Annotated in this window: 15 protein-coding genes; 6 read left to right on the forward strand and 9 right to left on the reverse strand. The window is 59.7% G+C overall.

The features are described 5' to 3' along the window. Window positions 1-47 precede the first annotated feature (47 nt). The 5 genes from ACR3EM_RS08785 to ACR3EM_RS08805 form a co-directional block, all read right to left on the reverse strand. The gene (locus ACR3EM_RS08785; protein ID WP_480470335.1) at window positions 48-1,325 is read right to left on the reverse strand and encodes a DUF3422 family protein; all 1,278 of its coding nucleotides are present in this window, start codon (window positions 1,323-1,325) and stop codon (window positions 48-50) included. A gap of 106 nt (window positions 1,326-1,431) precedes the next feature. After that, complete coding sequence (locus ACR3EM_RS08790; protein WP_480470336.1) at window positions 1,432-1,788, reverse strand: VOC family protein; 357 nt, start codon at window positions 1,786-1,788, stop codon at window positions 1,432-1,434. 159 nt (window positions 1,789-1,947) lie between these two features. Further along, entirely contained in the window at window positions 1,948-3,402 is a 1,455-nt protein-coding gene (locus ACR3EM_RS08795; RefSeq protein ID WP_480470337.1) for an NAD(P)(+) transhydrogenase (Re/Si-specific) subunit beta, read from the reverse strand. A gap of 13 nt (window positions 3,403-3,415) precedes the next feature. Then, the gene (locus tag ACR3EM_RS08800) at window positions 3,416-4,987 is read right to left on the reverse strand and encodes a Re/Si-specific NAD(P)(+) transhydrogenase subunit alpha (protein WP_480470338.1); all 1,572 of its coding nucleotides are present in this window, start codon (window positions 4,985-4,987) and stop codon (window positions 3,416-3,418) included. Window positions 4,988-5,119: 132 nt separating this feature from the next. Then, complete coding sequence (locus ACR3EM_RS08805; RefSeq protein WP_480470339.1) at window positions 5,120-5,569, reverse strand: methyltransferase family protein; 450 nt, start codon at window positions 5,567-5,569, stop codon at window positions 5,120-5,122. A 197-nt stretch (window positions 5,570-5,766) separates the two neighbouring features. Here ACR3EM_RS08805 and kynU point away from each other — a divergent pair, with 197 nt between their 5' ends. After that, the gene (gene kynU, locus ACR3EM_RS08810) at window positions 5,767-6,960 is read left to right on the forward strand and encodes a kynureninase (protein ID WP_480470340.1); all 1,194 of its coding nucleotides are present in this window, start codon (window positions 5,767-5,769) and stop codon (window positions 6,958-6,960) included. Here the strand turns inward: kynU and ACR3EM_RS08815 are convergent. Continuing rightward, window positions 6,953-7,531 carry a TetR/AcrR family transcriptional regulator gene (locus ACR3EM_RS08815; protein ID WP_480470341.1) on the reverse strand — a complete coding sequence of 193 codons (579 nt, stop codon included), beginning with the start codon at window positions 7,529-7,531 and terminating at the stop codon, window positions 6,953-6,955. The genes kynU and ACR3EM_RS08815 overlap by 8 nt on opposite strands. A gap of 98 nt (window positions 7,532-7,629) precedes the next feature. Here ACR3EM_RS08815 and ACR3EM_RS08820 point away from each other — a divergent pair, with 98 nt between their 5' ends. Both ACR3EM_RS08820 and ACR3EM_RS08825 read left to right on the forward strand, forming a co-directional pair. Continuing rightward, on the forward strand, window positions 7,630-8,094 hold the full coding sequence (locus tag ACR3EM_RS08820) for a (2Fe-2S)-binding protein (protein ID WP_480470342.1): 465 nt from the start codon (window positions 7,630-7,632) through the stop codon (window positions 8,092-8,094). A gap of 3 nt (window positions 8,095-8,097) precedes the next feature. Beyond that, entirely contained in the window at window positions 8,098-10,338 is a 2,241-nt protein-coding gene (locus ACR3EM_RS08825; RefSeq protein WP_480470343.1) for a xanthine dehydrogenase family protein molybdopterin-binding subunit, read from the forward strand. Window positions 10,339-10,356: 18 nt separating this feature from the next. Here ACR3EM_RS08825 and ACR3EM_RS08830 read toward each other — a convergent pair whose 3' ends face one another. The 3 genes from ACR3EM_RS08830 to ACR3EM_RS08840 form a co-directional block, all read right to left on the reverse strand. Continuing rightward, a complete protein-coding gene (locus tag ACR3EM_RS08830) occupies window positions 10,357-11,136 on the reverse strand; it encodes a gamma-glutamyl-gamma-aminobutyrate hydrolase family protein (RefSeq protein WP_480470344.1) in 780 nt (259 codons plus the stop codon). Between the two features lie 132 nt (window positions 11,137-11,268). Beyond that, window positions 11,269-11,694: a GlcG/HbpS family heme-binding protein gene (locus ACR3EM_RS08835; protein ID WP_480470345.1), complete on the reverse strand. Its 426-nt coding sequence runs from the start codon at window positions 11,692-11,694 to the stop codon at window positions 11,269-11,271. A 61-nt stretch (window positions 11,695-11,755) separates the two neighbouring features. Continuing rightward, the gene (locus ACR3EM_RS08840; RefSeq protein WP_480470346.1) at window positions 11,756-13,891 is read right to left on the reverse strand and encodes a malate synthase G; all 2,136 of its coding nucleotides are present in this window, start codon (window positions 13,889-13,891) and stop codon (window positions 11,756-11,758) included. Window positions 13,892-14,097: 206 nt separating this feature from the next. Here ACR3EM_RS08840 and pepN point away from each other — a divergent pair, with 206 nt between their 5' ends. From pepN to ACR3EM_RS08855, 3 genes are all read left to right on the forward strand, one after another. Then, the gene (pepN, locus tag ACR3EM_RS08845; RefSeq protein WP_480470347.1) at window positions 14,098-16,650 is read left to right on the forward strand and encodes an aminopeptidase N; all 2,553 of its coding nucleotides are present in this window, start codon (window positions 14,098-14,100) and stop codon (window positions 16,648-16,650) included. After that, a complete protein-coding gene (locus tag ACR3EM_RS08850) occupies window positions 16,647-17,075 on the forward strand; it encodes a hypothetical protein (protein ID WP_480470348.1) in 429 nt (142 codons plus the stop codon). Before pepN ends, ACR3EM_RS08850 begins: the two co-directional genes overlap by 4 nt. Before the next feature lie 193 nt (window positions 17,076-17,268). Then, entirely contained in the window at window positions 17,269-18,462 is a 1,194-nt protein-coding gene (locus ACR3EM_RS08855) for a hypothetical protein (protein WP_480470349.1), read from the forward strand. Window positions 18,463-18,492 lie beyond the last annotated feature (30 nt).

The raw sequence follows: 18,492 nt of genomic DNA on the forward strand, positions 1-18,492 counted from the left end.
CAAACGCTGCCCGTTTTACAGATCATTCGTCGATTGGCAAAGGCTGCTTATTCCAGACGCTTTCGGATTTTGCGGATACTGAACCAGACAGCCAGAACAACGGGCAAGGTCACCACCGCCGTCAACATTCCCTTACTGAGTCCGGCCTGCGTTAGCGGATAGAGCAAGTAGCTGACCAACGACACTGCATAATAGCTGATCGCCACCACCGACAGCCCTTCGACAGTGTGCTGCAACCGCAAGGCCAGATCGGCGCGGCGGTCCATGCTTTCCAGCAATGCCTGATTCTGCGCGCTGCGTTCTACGTCCACGCGAGTCCGCAGCAATTCCCCGGCCCTGATCGCCCTGTCGGACAGGGCCTGCAACCGACGCTCGGTCGATTTGACGGTGCGGATCGCAGGATCATACCGACGCATCATGAAATCAGCAAAGCTCTGACGGCCGTCGAACCGTTCCTCGCGCAAAACTTCGATGCGCTGGTTGACGATGGCCTCATAAGCACCCGTCGCGCCAAACCGGAACGAACAGCGCGCCGAAAGCGTTTCCAGTTCAATGGAAGTGGACAGCAGATCGGGAAGCAGCTCATTAGGGTGCACCGAATTGTTGGTCATTTGCTCCATCAGCCGGGACAATTGCCCATCCAGTTCTCCGATCCGGGGCATAAGTTGTTTGACACGCGCGAAACCCAACATGGACATCGCCTTGTAAGTCTCGATCTCACACAGTCGTTGAATAACCCGCCCGGTCCGACGTTGCCCGGTGCCTTTGTCGACGAACATCGCGAACCGCATATGCCCCGCCGGGTCGATGCGGAAGTCGCAGGCACAGATGGCGGAATCGTCCAGGACGCGCGCCACCGCCAGACTTTCAGGTTCGAACCAGTCGGCCAAAGACGCCTGCACCACGTCGTCCTCCTGACGTTCGACGACACGGATCATCGCCGACGTCACCCGCTGGCCGGGGCTCGCCATCAGCCAGTCTTGTGGAAAGACTTCGAAATCAGCCGGATTGAAGGCGCGGTCACTGACGTTGGGAGTGATCGCAGTGTAAGTGACAAATTCGGTATGCTGTTCCCATTTCAACCAATGTCGGCCGATCTGACCCGCGTAATGCGTGGCCTCGGGCTGCGGATGCGATGCCCCGTGGCGGTCCAGCAGATTGATCAGATGCGCCATATCCTCGCTACGATCACGCGCAGCAGCAGCTTCCGGTTTCTTGATCGCCAGAAAGACCACCGTGCACGGCACTGTCGCCACCGGAAAAGGGCGTGCATGCAGTTCATTGGCCAGCGCATAGCGCAGGGGATGGTCGTCTATTGGCGTCATTCAGTGCTCCGCTTCGTCCGGCGCACTATACGGCACGCGTGAAATACATCAATTATCTTTTATTTCATATACTTACAGGAATACATCGGTATACAAGCCCGCTATCTCATTGATTTGGCTCCCACAGCTCTATGGGATTGCCCTCCGGATCGTGAATGCGTGCAAATTTTCCCACCTCGCTATCCCAATCCGGGTTCGTCTCGACCACAATTCCGGCAGCTCCAAGCTGGCTAATCAGCGCGGCCAGATCATCGACGCGAAAATTGATCATCCATTGCTGTTCGGCCCGGCCAAAATACTCCGTATCCTGCGCGAACGGAGCAAAAACCGTATACCCTTCCTGTTGCCTCCAGGGCTCCGGATCATAGTGATTGACGCCCAGATGCGTCTCATACCACGCGCTCAGGGCTTGCGGATCTCGCGCCCGAAAGAACACTCCTCCTATGCCGTTCACTTTCTGCATCGTTCACCTCCTGCGCACCTTCGCGCGACCCAGTGTAGCACAGTCCGCCTGCTTCATCTGGCCACAAATATCCTGGAGGTCAGGAGGCAAAGCCTCCTGCAAACAAAACAAGAAAAGGGCGCCCGCAGGCGCCCTTTGCAATTTGATTGTGCACTCGGATCAGTCGATCATCGGCAGCAGCTTGTCCAGCGACTGCTTGGCGTCGCCATAGAACATGCGTGTGTTCTCTTTGAAGAACAGCGGGTTTTCGATGCCCGAATAACCCGTCCCCTGACCGCGTTTGGACACAAACACCTGCTTGGCCTTCCAGCATTCCAGAACCGGCATTCCCGCGATGGGGCTGTTCGGGTCTTCCTGTGCCGCAGGGTTCACGATGTCGTTCGAGCCGATCACGATCGCCACGTCCGTATCCGGGAAATCGTCGTTGATCTCGTCCATCTCCAGAACGATATCATACGGCACTTTCGCCTCGGCCAGCAGCACGTTCATGTGGCCCGGCAGACGGCCGGCAACGGGGTGGATCGCAAAGCGCACCTCTTTGCCCTTGGCGCGCAGCTTACGAACCAGTTCCGAAACCGACTGCTGCGCCTGCGCCACGGCCATACCGTAGCCGGGGATGATGACAATGCTATCCGCGTCGTTCAGCGCAGCGGCCACGCCGTCGGCCTCAATCGCGATCTGTTCGCCTTCGACAGCCATCTGCTCACCCTGCGGACCACCAAAGCCACCCAGGATCACGCTGACAAAGTGACGGTTCATGGCCTTACACATGATGTAGGACAGGATCGCACCCGACGAACCCACCAGCGCACCCACCACGATCAGCAGGTCGTTGCCCAGCGAGAAACCAATCGCCGCAGCGGCCCAGCCCGAGTAGCTGTTCAGCATCGACACAACCACCGGCATGTCGGCGCCGCCGATGCCCATGATCAGATGATAGCCAATGAACAGCGCCGCCAGCGTCATCAGGAACAGCGGGAACAGACCACCGGTCGAAGTGTACCAGATCAGACAGATCAGCGAGAGACCCGCCGCCGCCGCGTTCAGCGCATGACCACCGGGCAGCTTGGTCGCCGCCGAAGTCACTTTGCCCGCCAGCTTGCCATAAGCCACAACCGAGCCGGTAAAGGTGATCGCACCGATGAAGATACCCAGGAACAGTTCGACATGCAGGATCGCCAGTTCAGCAGCGGTTTTCTTCGCGATCAGCTTGGCAAACGCGCCCAGATCGGACAGATCCGCCTGAGACGCGCTGTCGGCAATCGCCATGACCTGCGCCACATTGCCGATCTCAAAATGCGCGTTGAAGCCCACAAATACAGCCGCCAGACCGACCAGCGAGTGCATCGCGGCCACAAGCTGCGGCATCTCGGTCATCTGCACGCGCTGCGCCACGTACTGACCGATCAGGCCACCGCCGGCGATCAGCAGCAGCGACAGCAGCCACAGGCCCGAACCCGGACCAACTAGCGTGGCGAAGACCGCCAGCGCCATACCGACGATGCCATACCAGACCGCGCGCTTGGCGCTTTCCTGGTTTGACAGACCGCCGAGCGAAAGGATGAAAAGGACAGCCGCAACGACGTAGGCGGCAGTGGTGAAGCCAAAATCCATCTACCCGGCCTCCTTAAGATTTCTGGAACATGGCAAGCATGCGCCGGGTTACGAGGAAGCCGCCGAAGATGTTGATCCCGGCCATGAAGACGGATAGCGCCGCCAGCAGAATAACGAGGAAAGACCCCGACCCGATCTGCATCAAGGCCCCGACGATAATGATCGACGAGATCGCGTTGGTGATCGCCATCAGCGGAGTGTGCAGGCTGTGCGAGACGTTCCAGATCACCTGGAAACCCACAAAGATCGCCAGCACAAAGACGATAAAGTGCTGCATGAAGCTGGCCGGAGCGACCAGCCCCACCAACAACATCAGCGCACCACCGATACCCAGCAAAGTGAATTGCTGCTTCGTCTGAGCCTTGAAGGCTGCAATCTCCTGTACCTTTTTCTCTTCCGGGGTCAGTTCCTTGACCTCGGGCTTCTTCTGCGCCGCGATCGCCTGTACTTTGGGCGGCGGCGGCGGGAAGGTGATCTCACCCTCATGGGTCACGGTCGAGCCGCGGATCACGTCATCTTCCATGTCATGGTTGACCTGACCGTCCTTCTCGGGCGTCAGGTCGGTCATCATGTGACGGATGTTGGTCGCGTACAGCGACGACGACTGCGCTGCCATCCGGCTTGGGAAGTCGGTATAACCGATGATGGTCACGCCGTTGTCAGTGACGACCTTCTCATCCGGCACTGTACCTTCGACGTTACCGCCGCGTTCCGCAGCAAGGTCAACAATGACCGAGCCCGGCTTCATCGCCTTGACCATGTCCTCCAGCCACAGCTTCGGCGCCGGGCGGTTGGGGATCAGCGCGGTGGTGATGACGATGTCCATCTCGGGTGCCAGTTCGCGGAACTTGGCAAGCTGTGCCTCACGGAACTCCTCGGACTGAACCGAGGCATAACCACCGGTGGCCGCGCCGTCCTGCTGTTCTTCCTCGAAGTCCAGATAGACGAATTCTGCCCCCATGGATTCGACCTGTTCGGCCACTTCCGGGCGCACGTCGAACGCATAAGTGATCGCCCCCAGCGAGGTCGAGGTGCCAATAGCTGCCAGACCAGCGACGCCAGCGCCAACAATCAGAACTTTCGCGGGCGGCACTTTACCAGCCGCCGTCACCTGACCGGTGAAGAACCGGCCGAAGTTGTTACCGGCCTCGATCACCGCGCGGTAGCCTGCGATGTTGGCCATCGACGACAAAGCGTCCATCTTCTGCGCCCGCGAAATACGCGGCACCATCTCCATCGCGATCACGGTCGCGCCCTTGGATTTGGCCAGCTCCATCCCCTCTTCATTCCCGGCAGGATTGAAGAACGAAATCAGGGTCTTGTCCTTAGTCAGGCGCTTCAGCTCGGTCTCGTTCGGCTGGCGCACCTTGGCGATTATGTCTGCCGCTTTCCACAGCGCGGCAGCGGTCTTTACGACCTCGACACCGGCAGCCTCGTAGGCCGCGTCCGAGAATCCCGCAGCAGCACCGGCGCCTTTCTCGATCAGGCACTCATACCCCAGCTTCTGTAGCTGAGCCGCCGAGTCCGGAGTCATCGCGACCCGGTTCTCGCCTTTGAATATTTCCTTTGGCGTTCCAATTTTCACCAGTCGGTTCCCCCTAATTTTTGGTTCAGGCCAGGTGGGTATCCGGCATTGATTGACAAGCAGACATTTATCTTGCGCAAGATTGTTTCGCAAGCGCAGCAATTATTACGTTGTGTCATGAGGCCCACACCCTCAGATCCACCTTCTGGTTTTACGTTCATATCGCGCAAAATCGGTGCGGAAGGTGCGTCGCAGGCGGTTCTCTTCCGGTATGATAAAGCGCCGTTCAAGCAGCCAGACGAAGACCGGGATCAACACCAGAGACAACACCGCGTCAAACCGCAGGATCAGCCCAGCCAGGATCAGGACGTCGCCCAGGTAGATTGGATTGCGACTGCGCTTGTAAATCCCGGTTTGCACCATGGACGAGGGTGTTTCGTGCGGAATCACCGTCGTCTTGTGACGCCGAAACTCAATGACGGCCATGATGGCTAGAATGATACCGCCGCCGATCAGGATGCCGCTGAAAAGATCGGTCACCGCGCCGTCCAACGACAATCCCAAAGGGAGCATGCGCGCTTGTACCCACGCAAGCACGGCGAAGCCCACAAGCCAGACAGGCGGTATATCGATCAGGCGCATGGCCGTCCCCCAGTGCGGCGACACACGGTGACACATGTCGCTTCTGATCGACGTCCTACCGCTTTCTGACTTCAATGGCAAAAGCGCAGGGTGTCGCATCGGTCAAAGGTGCATCACAATCCACAGCAATAGACAGCGCAGGCGGGATCAGATAGGCCGGTTACGACCTGACCGCTTCCGAAGGACAAAGCCCTGTTATGACTGACTTTGCCAAGACCAAATCCATGTTCCACCTGCCTGAAGGCGTTTTGTATCTAGACGGTAACTCTCTGGGTCCGCTTCCGAAATCGGCCAGCAACCGTGTAGAGGGCATGATGCAGAACGAATGGGGGCAGATGCTGATTACCGGCTGGAACAAAGCCGGGTGGATGGGTATGCCTACGGCGCTTGGAGATCGGATCGGACGCCTGATCGGGGCTGAGCCTGGCTGTGTCGTGGTGGGTGACACTTTGTCGATCAAGGTCTATCAGGCGGTCGCCTCAGCGCTAGAGCTAAACCCGACCCGCAAGGTGGTTCTATCTGACAACGGCAACTTTCCGTCTGATCTCTACATGGCGGATGGCCTGCTGCGGTCGCTTGGCCCGGACTATGAGTTGCGCGTGGTCGACCCCGAAGACGTTGCCGCTCATATCACCGAAGAGGTCGCAGTGCTAATGCTGACCGAGGTCGACTATCGCACGGGCCGCATGCATGACATGAGGGCGCTGACGGAACTGGCCCACGCAAACGGTGTCGTTACAGTTTGGGATCTTGCGCATTCAGCCGGGGCCATCCCCGTCGATCTGGCCGGCTGCAATGCCGATTTCGCTGTGGGCTGCACTTACAAGTACCTCAATGGCGGCCCCGGTGCGCCCGCCTTCGTCTATGTCGCCCCGCGGCTGTCGGACAAGGTACGCCCTGCGCTGTCGGGATGGCTAGGGCACGAGGCCCCTTTTGCCTTCGATCTCGACTATCGCCCCGGCGCCGGTATCGAAAGGATGCGGGTCGGAACCCCTCCGGTCATTCAGATGGCAGCGCTGTCGGCCGCCATGGATATCTGGGACATGGCCGACATGGCGGATGTCCGCGCCAAGTCCATCGAATTGACGGAGTTGTTCATCACCCGGGTCGAGGCCACTTGCCCCGGCCTGACACTGGCCAGTCCCCGCGATCCGCAGCAGCGCGGCAGTCAAGTCTCGTTCCGGTTTGAAGAAGGCTATGCCGCCATGCAGGCGCTGATTGCGCGGGGTGTCATCGGAGATTTCCGGGCACCTGATGTTATGCGATTCGGGTTCACGCCGCTCTATATCGATGAAACCGACGTTGAGCAGGCGGTCGAGATTCTGGCGGATATCATCGCCAACAAGCTCTGGGACAAACCGGAATACATGATCCGTCAGCGCGTCACCTGACCTCAAGCCCAGCACCCAGCAATTCAGCCAGTTGTGAGGTGCGCTGTTCGAATTCTTCGGCGCTGGAGGCCGTCATCTTAACGCCCATCAGGGTCGCAGTGATGGTCTTGGCTGTCTCCTCCGGCCCGTTGGGCAGACGGACGCGTCCAGCGTTGTCTTCGCGCCGCAACCAATCGGCATAGAGGGCGGTCATCTCTGCCTCACCTTCTGCCAGTATGTCTGCTGCGGTTGATTTGCTGGTATCCAGCATCTCCCTGCCGTGGGGCGAAGTGAGGATCTCGGCCAACCCCTTGATCTGACCATCAATCGCACGCGACAGCCTTTCGGAAACGCTGCCATCACCGGACAGCGCGCGCGCGACGTTGTCGATTTTGTCGGCATAATGCGCCTGTGTCAGGCTGCGAACGATCGCCTCTTTGTTCTTGTAATGCAGATAGACCGCCGGGCGCGACATGCCCGCACCTTTGGCGATGTCATCCATCGATGTCTTGCGAAATCCATAGATTGCAAAGGCCTCCAACGCCGATGCGAGGATCGCTTGTTGCTTGGGATCGTCCAGTTTGTCTTTCATAAATCTGCTTTGACATTTTTTGTAAGTTTTGTCAATTGACACACTGACACTTTCCGGCAATTATGTCAGGAACCAGCCACAGCCAAATGAGGTGCGCCATGGCGACCGCCCTTAAGATCAATGGTCAGACTCATCAGGTCGACCTTCCCGATGATGTTCCCCTTTTGTGGGTTCTGCGCGATGAGATCGGCTTGACCGGAACCAAATTCGGTTGCGGCGTAGCCGCTTGCGGGTCTTGCACCGTCCATATCGATGGTGAGGCCGTGCGATCCTGTCAGGTCGCGCTGTCCGATGTCTGGGGCGATGTGACCACGATTGAGGGTCTTGGCACGCCCGACAGCATGGCCACCATCCAGCAGGCCTGGGTCGATCATCAGGTTGCGCAATGTGGCTATTGCCAGTCCGGCCAGATCATGCAGGCCGCAGCCCTTCTGGCCGAAAACCCCACCCCTACCAACGCGGATATCGACGAGGCGATGCAAGGCAACCTCTGCCGCTGTGGCACTTATCCCCGCATCCGCGCCGCCATCCACGACGCCGCATCCAAGCTGAAGGAGGCCTGATCCATGGCACGCATCGGAAAAATCCTGCGCCGTACCTTCCTGATCGGATCAGCCGCTATCGTGGGCGGTGTGGCATTCGGCGCCTACTACGTCACCCGCCCTGCTGCGAACCCGCTGAAACCGCGAGACGGAGAAACCGCGCTCAGCCCCTTTGTTCTGATCGACCAGCAGGGCGTCACCCTGTTCGCCCCCCGTGCCGAAATGGGTCAAGGCGTCATGACTACGTGGGCAGCCCTGATTGCCGAAGAACTGGATGTCGAGCTAGACGATATCCGCGTGCTGCACGGCCCGGCGGCAGCGGCCTATTACAACCATGCGCTGGTTGGAGAGGGTCTGCCGAACAAAGGCTATGACATCTCGGACTTTCAGCACAATCTGGGTGAGGCTCTGGGTGTTCTGGGCCGCACGCTCAGTCTGCAGGTCACCGGTGGATCGACCTCGATGAAGGACGGGTTCGAGCGGATGCGGATGGCCGGTGCCACCGCGCGCGAGACATTGAAGCAGGCTGCGGCGGATCAGTTGGGTGTGAACCGCGATCAACTCAAAACTGAGAGCGGCGCGGTGGTTGCCCCGGACGGCACGCGCATTCCCTATACCGAACTGGCCGAGGCCGCAGGCCAGATCGAACCGCCCGAGGTCATCCTGCGCGACCCCACCGAGTGGCGCCTGATCGGCAAGTCCCTGCCCCGGGTTGATATTCCGGACAAGTCCACAGGCACCGCAACCTTCGGCATCGACGCACGGCCCGAGGGACTGAAATTCGCCTCGGTCCGCATGAACCCCAAGCTGGGCGGCGCGATGAATGGCTTTGACGCCAGCGCGGCTGAAGCCATGCTAGGCGTTGAAAAGATCGTTGATCTAGGCACCGGCGTCGCGGTGATCGCCAACAACACATGGCTCGCGATGCAAGCGGTCGAGGCCATCGACGTGGACTGGGGTGAAACCCCTTATCCACCCGAGACCGCCGCAATATTCGATCAGATCGCCAAAGCGTTTGATGAGGCCCCGAACTCGACCATGCGGGACGACGGCGATGTCGATACCGTGCCCGATGGTGCAACCGAAATCACGGCGGACTACACCGTGCCCTATCTGGCCCACGCCACGATGGAGCCGATGAACGCAACCGCGCTTTATACCGGCAGTAAGCTGGACCTGTGGTGCGGCAATCAGGCTCCGACGCTGATTCAGATGCGTGTGGCTAACACCGCCGGTCTGGATACCGAAGCGGTAGAGATCCACACCACCTATCTGGGTGGCGGCTTCGGGCGCCGGGGTGAGCTGGATTTCGGAGAAATCGCCACCAGAGTTGCCATGGCCGTGCCCGGCACGCCGGTCCAGACCACATGGAGCCGCGAAGAGGATATGCGCCACGACTATTACCGCCCCGGCGCGATGGCTCGGATGCGTGGAGCGGTCAAGGATGGCAAGGCCGTTTTGATCGACGGCAAGGTCGCCTCGCAATCTCCGACGCAACAGGCGGTCGAACGCTACACCGGCTTCCCCGGCGGCGGTCCTGATAAGGTTCTGGTCGAAGGCTTCTTCAATCAGCCCTACGCCGTGCCAAACTATCGCATGGCCGGACATATTGCCGATCTCGCTGTCCCCGTGGGCTTCTGGCGCTCGGTCGGTAACAGCCACAACGGTTTCTTCCATGAAACCTTCATGGATGAGATGGCCCACGCCGCAGGCCGCGATCCGCTGGAGTTCCGGCTGGAGCTGGCCAGAAACGAACACGCACCCTCAGCCGGGTGTCTGGAAGCGGTCAAAGAGATGTCTGGCTGGGCCGGCAAGACCCCCGAAGGTGTGGGGCGTGGCGTGGCGCTGACCTACAGCTTCGGCACGCCGGTTGCACAGGTGATCGAGGTGGTGGACGAAGACGGCACCATCCGCATCTCCAAGGCGTGGATCGCCTGCGATGTCGGTCTGGCGCTGGATGCGGCGACAGTCGAGGCGCAGATGATCGGCGGTATGATCTATGGGCTTTCGGCCGCGGCGTACGGCGAGATCACCTTCTCTGACGGTGAAGTCGAGCAATTCAACTTCCCCGACTACGATGCCCTGCGGATGCACACGACCCCGGTGACCGAGGTTCGCGTGCTGGAGACCAACAAGCATTTGGGCGGGGTGGGTGAACCCGGAACGCCTCCATCCATGCCCGCTTTGGGAAATGCACTGTTTGATCTGACCGGAGAGCGGGCCCGCAGCCTGCCGCTGAACAAGCAGTTCGACCTGCTGGTCTGACCCCCTCGCCAGCGTCCGTCAGGCAGAGCGCTGCAATCGCGTGGCGTCTTTGCCTGCGGCCCAACCGTGAACGGCGCGGCCGAATTCTTCGAACAAGGGGCGCGAAACCGGATCATTGGCCGCGTCCCATTCGGGATGCCATTGGACCGACAGGGTAAATCCGGGCGCATCCTTCACATAGATTGCTTCGGGCGTGCCATCGGGGGCGTGGCCGTCGATCACCACGTTCTCGCCCAGCGTCTTGATCCCCTGCCCGTGCAGCGTGTTGGTCATTACCTCAGCGGCCCCCAGCAACTGGTGGAACACGCCCCCTTCGGTCAGCGTCACCACATGGCGCAGGGCAAATTTCTCTTCCAAAGTGCCATCTGGCGGCATCCGGTGGTTCAAACGCCCCGGCAGATCGCGGATTTCAGGATACAGGGTACCGCCCATGGCAACGTTCACCTCCTGAAACCCTCGACAGATACCGAAAAACGGCTGGCCGCGCTCAGCACAGGCTCGTACCAGAGGAAGCGTGATCGCATCGCGCGCGCGATCAAACTCGCCATGCGCCTCGGTTGCGGGCTCGCCATATTCCTCGGGGTGAACGTTCGGACGGCCGCCTGTGAGCAGAAAGCCGTCGCAAACCTCAAGCAGTTCCTCGACCGAGACATAACGCGGGTCTGCAGGGATGAGCAGCGGAAGGCAGTCCGACACGTTGGACACGGCGTCCGAGTTCATCGTGCCGCCTGCATGCGTCGGATACTGATCGTTCATCAGATAAGAGTTGCCGATTATTCCGACGACAGGGCGCGCCATGCGTTTTCCTTTGTTTCAGTGGTATTCGGAAAAACCTATCGGCAGGTTTGGCCCCGCGCAACGGCACAGGACCTGCATGTCAGCGCAAGCGCGTGTTCAACGACGCACAATCGGGGCATACCCGGCCTCAGATCAAATCTCGCCAGTTAAACCCGCTGCCTCGATGCCGGCCAGCGCCGCCTGCGCATCGTTGTCCGAGGTGTCGCCTGTCACTCCAACCGCGCCGATCACCACGCCCTTGCGGTCGCGCAGCAGGACGCCACCGGGTACGGGGATGACTTGCCCGCCATAGACGCCATTCACCGCAGCCATGAAATAGGCCTGCCCCTCGGCGCGTGCCATCTGCGCAGTGCCCGCCATGCCCAACATCACCGCGCCATAAGCCTTGCCATGAGCGATGGCAAAACGGCCGGGTGCCGCGCTGTCTTCACGCTCGAACGCGATAACATGACCGCCCGCGTCCAGAACCACGACCGAGAGAGGCTTCAACTCCATCTCGCGCCCTTTTTCCAGGGTGCGTCGAATGATTGTTCGGGCTTTGCGCAACGTTACCAGCATGAGGGTGTCCTTTGTTATGAATTTGCGGCAGAGCCGGACGGCTCTGCCGCTGCAAGATGTCTTAGCCGTGGCTGGCCTTCAGTTCCAGCCGACGCGCATGCAATACCGGTTCCGTATAGCCCGAAGGCTGCACCCGCCCGCGGAACACCAGATCGCAGGCCGCCTGAAAGGCGATCCCATCAAAACCGGGTGCCATAGGTTGGTAAGCCGGGTCGCCCTCATTCTGTCGATCGACCACAGCGGCCATTTTCTGCATCGCCGCCATCACCTGTTCCTGACTGATCAGATCGTGATGCAGCCAGTTGGCCAGCGCCTGTGACGAAATCCGGCAGGTCGCACGATCCTCCATCAGGCCGATATCGTTGATATCCGGCACTTTCGAACAACCAACGCCCTGATCAACCCAGCGCACCACATAGCCGAGAATACCCTGCGCGTTGTTCTCGATCTCACGGGTGATCTCATTGGCGCTGAGGTTACGCCCGCCCAGCAACGGCACGGTCAGCAGATCATCCAGCGTACCCCGGGCACCGTCAGCGGCCAACTCGTCCTGACGCGCCAATACATCGATCTTGTGGTAATGCGTTGCGTGCAGGGTTGCGGCGGTGGGCGACGGCACCCAAGCACAGGTCGCGCCCGCCTGAGGGTGGCCGATCTTGGCCGCCAGCATATCCTCCATCCGATCAGGCATCGCCCACATGCCTTTACCGATCTGCGCCTTACCCTTCAGGCCACAGGCCAATCCGATATCAACGTTCCGATCCTCGTAAGACGCAATCCACGGCGTGTCCTTGATGTCGCCCTTGGGCAGCATAGGACCAGCCTCCATCGAGGTATGTATCTCGTCCCCGGTGCGATCCAGGAACCCAGTGTTGATAAAGGCCACACGCGATTTCGCCGCGCGGATACATTCCTTGAGGTTGGCCGAGGTGCGACGTTCCTCATCCATGATGCCCAATTTCACGGTGTTGCGTGGCAGGCCCAATATGTCCTCGACCATGTCGAAAATCTCGACCGAGAACGCAACCTCTTCGGGTCCGTGCATCTTGGGTTTGACGACATAGACCGATCCTTCGACCGAGTTTCCGCCCTCGCGCTGAAGGTCATGCATGGCGATCAGAGTGGTGCAGAGCGCATCCATCAGCCCCTCGCCAATCTCACGACCTTCAGCGTCCAGAACAGCTGGGTTCGTCATAAGGTGACCCACATTGCGCACCAGCATGAGCGATCGCCCTTTGAGCGTGGCCGAAGCGCCATCCGGCGCTGTGAAAGCCAAATCCTTTGCAAGCTTGCGGGTAAATGTTGTGCCACCCTTTGCGACTTCTTCGGTCAGATCACCGGTCATCAGACCCAGCCAGTTTCCATAGGCCAACACTTTGTCAGAGGCGTCGACACAGGCAACTGAGTCCTCACAATCCATGATGGTGGAGAGCGCGGATTCCAGACGTACATCTGCAATGCCCGCAGGATCGGTTGCACCGATTGCGCTATGTGCATCAACCCTGATCTGGATGTGCAACCCGTTGTTGCGAAGCAGCACGAATTCCGGCTTGTCAGCCGCGCCACCGTAGCCTGCGAACTGAGACGCATCGGCCAGGGTCGGCATCAATGCCCCGTCCTGAACGCTCAACCCGGACACATCCGCCCAGGACCCGAAAGCCAGCGGCACGGCCTGATCCAGAAACGCCTTGGACCACGCGACGACCCGGGCACCGCGTCCAGCGTCATAGACTTTACCCGTCGGCAAATCGCCCAACGCATCCGTTCCGTAAAGCGCATCATAAAGACTGCCCCAGCGGGCATTCGCCGCATTCAGCGCAAAGCGTGCATTGGTGATCGGCACGACCAGCTGTGGACCCGGGGTCAGGGCGATTTCAGGGTCGACATTGGCGGTCTCGATCTCGAAATCGCCGCCCTCATCTACCAGATAGCCAATCTCACGCAGAAAAGATTGATACTCGACAGCATCGATAGGCAAACCTCGCCGCGCGGCGTGCCAGCCATCAATCCGGCCCTGAATATCGGCGCGTTTCTCGAGCAGTGTGCGGTTCTTCGGCCCTAATTCATCAACCAAACGCGCAAGCCCCGACCAGAATTGCTCAGCCGATACCTGTGTTCCCGGTAGCGCCTTCTGTTCGATGAAGTCCACGAAAACCGGGTCGAGTTGCAGCCCGTTTCGGGTCTCTCTACTGCTCATGTTCCGAATCCCCTCAGATTGTGTGCCGTTGTATGCGCTCTTCAATTAGGGCGTTCGTTTCCGATAGGCAACTTTTGCATCGCCATTACCGGCTTTGGGTTCCGCCATAGGCCGGTTCAAGCCAGCAAAGAAAGCGGCCTGTCGGTTGCAGCCGCGCGGTGAAGACCATAACGTCGCGCCAGAATTCTAGCCGATGAGGTCTCCAGATGCGCGACGCCGCCCCCACCACGATCTACCTAAAAGACTACACGCCGTTCGGTTATGTGGTGGAGAGCGTGCATTTTACCTTCGATCTCGCCCAACATGCGACGCGCGTTACCTCTCGCATCGCATTCAGCCCGAATCCGGAGGCCAAAGACCGGACCTTTTTCCTGCACGGGGAAGACCTGAAACTGATCCGTGCCGCGATTGACGGTGTCGAGATCACGCCTGATGTGACCTCCGAAGGTCTGACCGCGACGGTTCCGGACGCACCTTTCGTCTGGGAAGCCGAGGTCGAGATCGATCCGGGCAACAACACCGCGCTCGAAGGGCTTTATATGTCCAATGGCATGTATTGCACCCAGTGTGAGGCCGAAGGTTTTCGCAAGATCACTTATTACCCCGACCGCCCCGATGTGATGTCCACTTTTACCGTGCGCATCAACGGAGACCTTCCCGTGCTGCTGTCGAACGGCAACCCTACGGGCAAGGGCGATGGTTGGGCCGAATGGGTCGATCCATGGCCCAAACCTGCCTATCTGTTTGCCTTGGTCGCCGGGGAACTGATCGCCCATCCAGGTCAGTTCACCACTAAGTCGGGTCGCGACGTCGAACTGAACCTCTGGGTCCGCCCCGGAGATGAGGGCAAATGTGCGTTCGGCATGGGGGCCCTGAAAAAGTCGATGAAATGGGACGAAGACGTCTATGGCCGCGAATACGATCTGGACGTGTTCAACATCGTCGCCGTGGACGATTTCAACATGGGCGCGATGGAGAATAAGGGGTTGAACATCTTCAACTCCTCCGCCGTTCTGGCCAGCCCCGAAACTTCGACCGATATGAATTTCGAACGGATCGAGGCGATCATCGCGCATGAGTATTTTCACAATTGGACCGGCAACCGCATCACCTGCCGTGACTGGTTCCAGCTGTGCCTGAAAGAGGGGCTGACCGTGTTCCGTGACGCACAGTTCACGTCCGACATGCGCTCGGCCCCCGTTAAGCGCATCCATGACGCCATCGACCTTCGCGCGCGGCAGTTCCCCGAAGATAACGGGCCGCTGTCGCACCCGGTCCGGCCAGAAAGATTTCAGGAAATCAACAACTTCTACACTTCGACCGTCTATGAGAAAGGCGCCGAGGTGATCGGGATGCTGAAACGTCTGGTGGGGGATGAGGCCTATGCACAGGCGCTGGACCTCTATTTCGAGCGCCATGATGGTCAGGCCTGCACCATTGAGGACTGGCTGAAAGTGTTCGAAGACACCACAAGCCGTGATCTGAGCCAATTCAAACGCTGGTACAGCCAATCGGGCACGCCACGCGTCTCGGTTACTGAGGACTGGGCCGAGGGCACCTATACCCTGACGCTCAGCCAGCGGACCGATCCGACGCCGGGTCAGGCAGACAAGCAGCCTCAGGTCATACCCGTCGCCGTGGGCCTGCTGGGCCCGAACGGAGATGAAGTGCACGCGACCGAGTTGCTCGAACTGACCGAAGCCGAGCAAAGCTTTACCTTCACTGGTCTCGCCGCCAAACCCGTGCCTTCGATCCTGCGTGATTTTTCGGCCCCTGTGATCCTCGAACATGATCATTCGAATGCCGAGCGTGCGTTCCTGCTGGCCCATGACACCGATCCGTTCAACCGCTGGCAGGCAGGCCGATCGCTGGCCGAAGACACTCTGCTGCGCATGATCACCGATGAGGCAACACCGAATGCCGACTATCTCGACGGCCTACTAGCGGTGTTGCGCGATGAAGCACTGGACCCGGCCTATCGGGCGTTGATGCTGGGCCTGCCAACGCAATCGGAACTGGCTGCAGCGTTGCACGACAAGGGCATCACCCCTGATCCGACGGCGATCTGGAACGCGGTTGAGACCTTGCGCCGGGCCACCGCCCAACACGTTCAAGACCTTTTACCACGGCTGCACAGTGAAACACTGGTAGATGAGCCCTACCAACCAGACGCCGAGCAATCCGGAAAGCGTGCGCTGGGTGGTGCGGCGCTGGCACTGACTTCACGGCTGGATGGAGGCATCAAGGCGACAGAGGAATACGCGCGCGCCGACAACATGACCCTCCAGCTGACCGCGCTGTCCTGCCTGCTGCGCGCCAGCAAAGGTGAAGCCGAGTTGGCGGCCTTCTATGAACAGTGGCAGCATGACCGGCTGGTCATGGATAAATGGTTCGCCCTGCAGGTCTCGATGACCGGGCCAGACAAAACCGTCGAGATGGCACGCAGGTTGACCAAACATGCTGATTTCAATTGGAAAAACCCCAACCGCTTCCGCGCGTTGATGGGATCGCTGGCCGGCAGCCATGCGGGCTTCCACCAGCCGGACGGAGCGGGATATGAACTGCTCGCGGATTGGCTGATCCGGCTTGATCCGGTGAACCCGCAGACCACCGCCCGGATGTGCAGCGCCTTCCAGACCTGGAAACGCTACGATACGGACCGTCAGGCCCTGATGCGTGCGCAGCTGAGCCGCATTTCTGAGACGCCGGACCTGTCGCGGGACACGACCGAAATGGTCTCACGCATCCTTGGCGCATGACCGTATTTACGTTCACTCGCCAGAACCGCAACCATCGCACGGCTCTGATCCTGATCGGCATCTATGCCGTGCTGATTGGCCTGATGATCTTGTTGGACGCGGTCTGGTGGCTGGTGGCGTTGCTGGCCCTGACCACCCTGCCCGCGCTGTGGGATGTCATCAATGATACCAGCGCAGGAATGGAGCTGACTGATGACACCCTGCGCTGGCACACAGGCCAGAGGCAGGGTGAACTCCTGCTGTCCGAGGTCGACCATTTCCGGTTCGACACCCGCTGGGATTTCTCGGTGCGCGTGTCAGCAATGCTGAAATCTGACAAACGTCTGCGCCTGCCGGATGAATCATTGCCCCCGCACAAACAGTTCGAAGACGTCCTGCAACGTGCTGGTTTTAAGGTTGAACGTCATCATTTTAGAGTATTTTGAAACGATACCGCCGCCTCGACCGGGATTGATTACCGAATCTCCATATCACCGCTTTGTTTCCTTGATTTGCGCTTAATTTTTGGCAAAACTGAGAGTGTTAAATGTTTGTTCCAGTTCGAGTTTCGCCATGTTTTGGTCTGTCAGGGCAGTTTTCGCCCGTATATTAGGTTCTTCTACCCCCACCCCAACGCCTTTGCCTGCGTCAGTCGCCGATGCCACCGCATGGCTTGTCGCCTCGGGGCAACTGAATATTCCCATCGCAGAACCGAATGCCAATGATGTGATCGCGCATCAGGTGATCGAGCGTGGCCGCTATCTTGCGCGACAGGATATGTGGGCCGAGTTGTCGCAAGAGATGCGCGAAGCGGATGCCGAGCGCAAAGCCACACCCTGCGGACAGCCGATCACGGATCTGCTGGCATTTGGTGCGCGCTCGGATGTGGTGTTGGCAGCCGAGCACGCCTTGTCTGACGGCAAAGCACTGTCGGATTATGATCTGTTGGGCGGGATCTCTGAGCTGGAAGGTGAAATTCAGAACCACCCCGATGATCCAATGATTCCACTGGTCGTGGCGTTGGCTCATATCGATCTGGCCTGGGCATGGCGCGGGACGGCGCACCCCGAGGCCCTGCCGGCGCTGCACCAATCGCGCTGCGCGGCACATTTCGACCGCGCCGCCGCCCTGCTGCCGCAATGCCGCGAGGCTCTGCCCAACAGCCCGGCAATCGCTGCTGCGGACTGCGCCCTGCTGGCCGGACACATTGACCCCCGCACCCGTGTGGCTGACAAGTATGAAGCGCTGATCACACTGGACCCGCAGAACCACCGCCATATGCGCGCGATGGGTAATCATCTGCTGCCACGCTGGTTCGGCAGCTATGCGCAGCTTGAGGTTCAGGCCCTGCGCAATGCCGCGCGCACTCAGAAAATTTGGGGCGCAGGCGGCTATACCTGGGCTCAGTTCGATGCAATCGCGCTGGATGACGAGGCCTGCGCGCGTGTCGATGTCGAGTATTTCCTCGAAGGTCTGCGCGATATTGTTGCGCGCCGTCCGGATCAGGAGACGATCAACCTGCTGGCCGCTTATTGCTCAATCACGTTGCAGAAAGGCATGGGCCAGAACCCGCAGGCCGATATCGCCCGCAAACAGATCTGCGAGGCCGCGAACTGGCTGATCCGCGATCACCTGACCGAGCTGCATCCGCTGATCTGGGCCCATGCGGCGAACGGGTTCAATAACAGCCTGTGTGTTAACTCGGCTGAGCGGTTTGCCGCCCGTGGCCGCCGCGACGCGCTGAAAGCCATCGCCAATCTGCTGCGGGACGAGTTGCGCAACGGGCAGAGCGTCACCTTCACACCAACAGGTCTGCAATTCTCAGAGAGCTAAAGCGCCATTGCCCCTTGCCCCTTTGGCGCG

This window comes from Ruegeria sp. AH3 (assembly GCF_056536265.1).